This is a genomic window from Polaromonas sp. DSP2-3-2b2 (assembly GCF_049895905.1).
GTDB lineage: Bacteria > Pseudomonadota > Gammaproteobacteria > Burkholderiales > Burkholderiaceae_C > Polaromonas.
Window position 1 is genome coordinate 1 of the sequence record NZ_JAFCTH010000047.1, and the last position, 5239, is coordinate 5239.

At 55.5% G+C, this 5239-nt stretch carries 4 protein-coding genes and 2 pseudogenes; 5 read left to right on the top strand and 1 reads right to left on the bottom strand.

All coding sequences use genetic code 11. The features are described 5' to 3' along the window. Positions 1 to 95: 95 nt before the first annotated feature. From ACP7AD_RS18400 to ACP7AD_RS18420, 5 genes and pseudogenes are all read left to right on the top strand, one after another. Positions 96 to 293, top strand: a pseudogene (locus ACP7AD_RS18400) (copper-binding protein); the annotation flags it as partial. A 233-nt stretch (positions 294 to 526) separates the two neighbouring features. Then, positions 527 to 862 (top strand): four-helix bundle copper-binding protein, encoded by a 336-nt coding sequence (locus ACP7AD_RS18405; RefSeq protein ID WP_426149198.1) that lies wholly within the window; start codon positions 527 to 529, stop codon positions 860 to 862. A 30-nt stretch (positions 863 to 892) separates the two neighbouring features. Next, the gene (locus ACP7AD_RS18410) at positions 893 to 1330 is read left to right on the top strand and encodes a DUF305 domain-containing protein (protein ID WP_426149195.1); all 438 of its coding nucleotides are present in this window, start codon (positions 893 to 895) and stop codon (positions 1328 to 1330) included. A 106-nt stretch (positions 1331 to 1436) separates the two neighbouring features. Then, entirely contained in the window at positions 1437 to 2378 is a 942-nt protein-coding gene (locus tag ACP7AD_RS18415; RefSeq protein WP_426149196.1) for an NAD(P)/FAD-dependent oxidoreductase, read from the top strand. Positions 2379 to 2614: 236 nt separating this feature from the next. Then, positions 2615 to 4315, top strand: a complete 1701-nt coding sequence (locus tag ACP7AD_RS18420) for a hypothetical protein (RefSeq protein ID WP_426149197.1) — start codon at positions 2615 to 2617, stop codon at positions 4313 to 4315. Positions 4316 to 4649: 334 nt separating this feature from the next. Here the strand turns inward: ACP7AD_RS18420 and ACP7AD_RS18425 are convergent. Continuing rightward, positions 4650 to 5162: pseudogene (locus tag ACP7AD_RS18425) on the bottom strand (IS4 family transposase); the annotation flags it as partial. Between the last annotated feature and the right edge of the window lie 77 nt (positions 5163 to 5239).

The window sequence follows — 5239 nt, forward strand, 5'->3', positions numbered from 1 at the left end:
GATTCACTCATGATTTACCCATTTCTTGCGACAGTGTCCTGCTTAAACCGCTGTCTCAAATCCGGGGTCCACTTTAGACGTCTGGAGAAGTACGCAAGATCGACACCGACCAGGGCAAGCTAACCATCAAGCACGAGGCAATTGAAAACCTTCAAATGCCGGGAATGACCATGGTGTTCAAGGCAGCCGATCCTGCGATGCTACAAAAGTTGCAAATCGGCGACAAAGTCAGGTTCGCGGCCGAAAAGGCCGATGGCGCGATTGTTGTTACCGCCATCGAAGCTGCACAGTAATTCAAGTTCTAAGAACTTGGAGTTGATGGCTAGCGCTCGGAGGGGTTCATTTTTCCTAAATTCATGATGGGTAGAGGCCCCAAGCGGCTGAAAAGGAAGGTTCCTTACATTGCTTTCGGACTATCTTTTACAAACTAAATTTAGCATTGAACCGACCATGCAAAACTGCGTGGTTTCCTCCGCTGAACTGGCAAACCAGGCAAATTTTATGTGAAATTAACTTGGAGTATCAAATGAGTCATCAAACATTCAATGCCTGTATTGAAGCTTGTAACGCTTGCGTTGTTGCCTGCAATCACTGCGCGGCTTCCTGCCTGCAGGAGCAAGACGTCAAGATGATGGTGCGGTGCATTGCGCTGGACATGGATTGCGCGCAAATCTGCGCGCTGGCTTCGGCGGCAATGGCCCGTGGCAGCGAACACGCCCGGACGATCTGCGCCTTGTGCGCCGACATCTGCCAGTCGTGCGGAGACGAGTGCGCCAAGCACAACATGGCGCATTGCCAACAATGCGCCAAAGCCTGCCTTCAGTGTGCAAAAGAATGCCGCCAGATGTCTGCCATGGCCTGAACTTAAAACCACAACAATGGAGCATCATAAATGACCTCGAACTTCAAATTTAACAAGGCGCTACCTATTGCTCTCGTCGCGTTGAGCGCAGCCCTGCTGCCAGCGGCCTACGCACAAACCACAGCTGCAACGCCTGGCAAGGATTCGGTGCATGAAGGCCAAGCCCATCCCGCACCCATGTCCGGTGCAGGCATGGGTATGAAGGACATGCAAGGCATGATGAAGGACAGTAACGAGAAAATGTCTTCCATGCAGATGACTGGGAAACCTGATGTGGACTTCGCCATGATGATGCGGATGCACCACCAGGGCGCCATCGACATGGCCCAGGCCGAATTGCGCGACGGCAAGGCGCCGGAGATGCGAAAAATGGCACAGAACATCATTGCCGCGCAGAAAAAAGAAATTGCCCAGCTGGATAAATTCCTGGCAAAGCAAGGTCATACCCAGGACAAGCGGGCTAAATAAAAGTCCATGCCATACCACCAGGCAGGAGTCCGCAGCACATGCTGTTGCGGGCTTGTGCCTTTTTTTGAGGCAGCAGACCCAATGCAAATCACAAAAAAATCTGACGATGAGCCAATTGACCATACCGGCTGAGGTTCTGGACGTTATCGTGGTAGGGGCTGGCCCTGCGGGCTTGAATGCCGCGCTTGTGCTGGGCAGATGCCGCAGAAACGTCCGGCTGTTCGATGATGCAAAGCCGCGTAATGCGGTATCGCACACCATGCACGGATTTCTCAGTCGCGATGGCTTTGAGCCAGCCCAACTGCGCGCGATTGCCCGTGAGCAACTCGCTGCCTATCCCACGGTGAAAATTGAAGACGTCCGGGTGGTCGATGCAGTTCGCACGGACACAGGATTTTTGGTAACGACAAGCGATGGCCGCAGCTTTCAAGCACGCAAACTCCTACTCGCGACCGGTGTGGTTGATGAAGTACCGCAGCAGCCAGGCTTTCGCGAACTGTACAGATCAGGGGTATTCCTGTGCCCCTACTGCGACGGTTGGGAAATGCGCGACCAACCCTTGGCGGTCTACGGCCATGGCGACGACAAAGGCGGTGGGTTGGCGCTTGAAATGACGCTGTGGAGCGCAGACACGGTTCTGTGCACTGACGGCCCGTCGCAACTCACTGATGACTGCCGCCATCGCCTGGACCGAAACGGCATTGCCGTTCGGGAAGAAAAGATCGTGTGCTTGGAAATCTATAGCAGGGAGCCTTATCACGCCGCCTTTGACATTGTCTTTGAATCAGGCTCCCGCCTGCGCCGGGCTGGAATCTTTTTCAACACCGGCAGGCACCAGTCCACTGACCTGGCAAGGCGCCTGGGTTGCGATACGTATGCAACCGAGGGCTGCACAGTGGACAACAAGCAGCAGATGACCCATGTACCCGGGCTTTACATTGCCGGTGACGCTTCGCGTGATGTGCTCCAGGTCATCGTCGCGGCGGCCGAGGGCGCAGCAGCGGCCATCGGGATCAATTCCGCGCTGTTGCATGAGGATTTGGTGTGAAGGCAAAAGCAAATGCTGGCTCAGCTGTTCGACGGTGCTCGTCGTGTGCCCGTCGCACCGCGACCGCCGAGAGCTTGCCATTCTGGCCAATGCGAAGCAGTGCCACATTGCGTCAAGTAATGAATTCGTTCAGTTTGTTCGGCAAGGCAAATAGTATTATTTACAAGACTTTTTAAATTTTATCCAAGTTGGGCTCCGATACCACTATTTCAGCACCTTGTGCTCAGGAGCGCGCCATGAACACCATCTCGCCCTTACCACAGCTTGAGGCGCAGCTTAAACATGCCGACGTTCTGAATCGCGGCTGCTTCTGCTTGACTCTCGACCAAAATGCGCTGACGCTTGCGCTCGATGCAGAGGTCGGTCAACCTGACCTGTCGGAAATGATTCGGCAGCGCTGTCCCTACCTGTTCGCGGCGCAGCCCGTGTTCGTGCCGGCGATTCAACTGCAGACCATGGCGCAAGTGGTGCAGGCCGTTGAGTCGGTTGTGGCGCTTCCAGCGTATCGGGAGCAGGTCTTGGCCGCCGCGCCCGCCATTGCCCGTTTCGAGACCGGTGGCCCCCGAGGCGCCTTCTTTGGCTACGACTTTCATCTTCACCAAGGCCGGCTGGGACTTATCGAGATTAATACGAATGCAGGCGGGGCGATGCTTAATGCGTTACTGGCGCGTGCACAGCGGGCCTGCTGCACAGCGATGGAGGAGATGGTTCCAAAACTCGCTGGCGCGGCCAATTTTGAGCAGCAAATTGTTGACATGTTTCGACATGAATGGCTTCTCAGCGGCCGCACTAAGCCGCTCTCGAGTATCGCGATTGTTGACGAAGGGCCTGAGGAACAGTATCTCTACCCGGAGTTCTTGCTTTTTCAGCAACTGTTCGAGCGTCACGGGCTGCGCTCGGTCATCACCAGTCCATCGGCGCTTGAGTGGCGCGGCGGCGTGCTGTGGCATGGTGACGTCGCCATCGACCTGGTTTACAACCGGCTGACTGACTTCTACCTGGAACAAGCCAGCAGCAGTGGACTGCGTGAAGCTTACCTGAGCCGTGGGGTCGTGCTGACACCGCACCCGCAGGCCCATGCGCTGTATGCCGACAAGAGGCGGCTCGCGTTGTTCAGCGATGCGGCGCAACTGCAGGCGCTGGGCGTTCCCCAAGCTACTCAGCAGGTGCTGCTCGAACACGTACCGCGCACCGAAGTGGTTGACCCGGCTGATGAGCAGCGCCTTTGGGGCGCACGTCGAGGTCTCTTTTTCAAACCGGTTGCCGGTTTTGGGAGCCGCGCCGCGTACCGTGGCGACAAGCTGACCAAGCGTGTCTGGCAAGACATCCTTGCGGGCGACTACGTTGCACAGAGCATCGTTTTGCCTGGCGAGCGCATGGTCGATAAGTTAGACCCCAAGGCCATGAAATTTGATCTGCGCGCTTACACGTATGACGGCGCGGTGCAGTGGGTGGCTGCGCGTATGTATCAAGGACAGACCACCAACTTTCGCACACCGGGTGGTGGTTTTTCGCCGGTGTACAGCACGGTTGATGTGTCAGCACAAGCCAGCTGCGTCCCAAGAGATGACTGTGCAGGCGAAGACAAATATGCCTCCTATGTTTTCGTACTGGACGAAAAAAATGGGGTTCACCCCGTCCCGCATGCGTTGTACGTCGCGCTGGCACGGGGCCAAGCATTGGCCGAGACACTTGCTGGTCAGACTTTGCGCTTGGCTGATTGGTACGTGCGCATGAAAAATGGAGCGCCTGACACCGTGGTCAACGAGACTTATACCCAGATCCGTTTTAACCAAGAAGGGCGGGTTGATTGGACTTCAACACCGTCGACCCATCTTCTCCACACTGATCTAGCATCTGCACCCCAAGATGCCAATTGGCCCAGCATTGATGAACATGAGCGCATGCAAGCGGTGCTTTTCAACACAGACCAATGAGAGATTTCGTCAAGTAATAAATAACTTGCTGACTGTTGGAATACTTCCAGTTACTACACGACGTAGAATTTTTGGCATTATGAAATGGGCGATACGCGATTTTTTCAAGATCATCAAAGGTTAAGTGCGCCTTGATCTGATAAATTTTAGAGCCAAGAAGCAGTATTTCAGCAGCATGATAGGTGCATAGTAATATCAGCCCCGCCCCCGAAGATAATCGACCACGAATATTATCACGAAGACGAAAACCATTTACGTGCACGAATTCAATTTACGACTTCGACATTATCCGAAATCGAGAATGGACCTCTCACCCCATCCCATTACACATAAGTCACCCATCGTTGAGCTGGCGTGCATAACGGGCACCCTCGACGAAGACGGCAATCTCCTGCATGCCCAGCCAAATCGTTCTGGCGCCCGGTTCACCATCGTGCTTGCTGCCCAGAAAGCCACCGCGCTGGGCAATCAGGCGCACCACGGTATTGAGCGGGGGCGTCTGTTTGGGCACGGGCTTTTTGTTCAGGATGAACGCTGCTCGCCACTCGTCGGGCTCGAACACCAGGTCGGCCGGTAAATCGGGCAAGGTGCGCCCCAGCCGCATCAAGCGGTTGATGCGCCAGGCAATCACCATGTACAGCGCCAGCGCGGTTTGTAGCCGTTCGGTATCGACCAGTTGCAAGCGCTCGACCCGGCAGCTCTCCTTGAGCACCAGGAAAAAAAGCTCAATTTCCCACCGAGCGCGGTACCAATTGATGAGATCCACTGCAGCCTGCAGCGTGGAGGCCACCCGGTTGGTCAGCAGGCGCCAGACCACCGGCTTGGCGCCTGCCGGGGCGTTGACTTCCCCCCCGTGTCAGACTAGTTGCCGCTCCCCCGTGATTGCGGATGATCCGCATTGGAGCGCTATTCATGACAACAAAT

What these genes read in the sequence shown, in the direction of transcription:
- ACP7AD_RS18405 (WP_426149198.1), top strand. Translation starts at nt 527, where the DNA reads ATGAGTCATCAAACATTCAATGCCTGTATTGAAGCTTGTAACGCTTGC.
- ACP7AD_RS18415 (WP_426149196.1), top strand. Translation starts at nt 1,437, where the DNA reads ATGAGCCAATTGACCATACCGGCTGAGGTTCTGGACGTTATCGTGGTA.
- ACP7AD_RS18420 (WP_426149197.1), top strand. Translation starts at nt 2,615, where the DNA reads ATGAACACCATCTCGCCCTTACCACAGCTTGAGGCGCAGCTTAAACAT.
- ACP7AD_RS18410 (WP_426149195.1), top strand. Translation starts at nt 893, where the DNA reads ATGACCTCGAACTTCAAATTTAACAAGGCGCTACCTATTGCTCTCGTC.